A 331-nucleotide genomic window follows, 5' to 3' on the forward strand; every position below is an offset into this window, starting at 1 on the left:
GGTGTCGTTCCTTGGCCTCCTCCGTTATTCGCTGGAGGTGTCGTTCCTTGGCCTCCTCCGTTATTTTGTTCATTTTGTTTCTTTTCTTCTTCTTGTTTCTTTTGCTCTTCTAGTTTCTTTTGTTCTTCTTGCTTCTTAAGTTCCTCTTGTTTCTTTTGTTCTTCTTGTTTTTTCAGTTCTTCTTGTTTCTTTAATTCTTCTTGCTTTTTCTCTTCTTCAGTTTTTTGCTGTTGATCTTGTTTTGGTTGCTCCGTTGTATCCGGTACGCTAGTATTTGGCGATGAATCACGTTTTTCACCTTTTATACGTAGCTCACTACCTTCTTGAATGA

At 38.4% G+C, this 331-nt stretch carries 1 pseudogene; it reads right to left on the reverse strand.

Annotation, left to right across the window (positions count from 1 at the left end):
* Positions 1–331 (reverse strand): annotated as a pseudogene (locus MR167_RS32020) (penicillin-binding protein); the annotation flags it as partial.

This window comes from Bacillus cereus group sp. BfR-BA-01355, from assembly GCF_022663675.1.
Lineage (GTDB): Bacteria > Bacillota > Bacilli > Bacillales > Bacillaceae_G > Bacillus_A > Bacillus_A thuringiensis_S.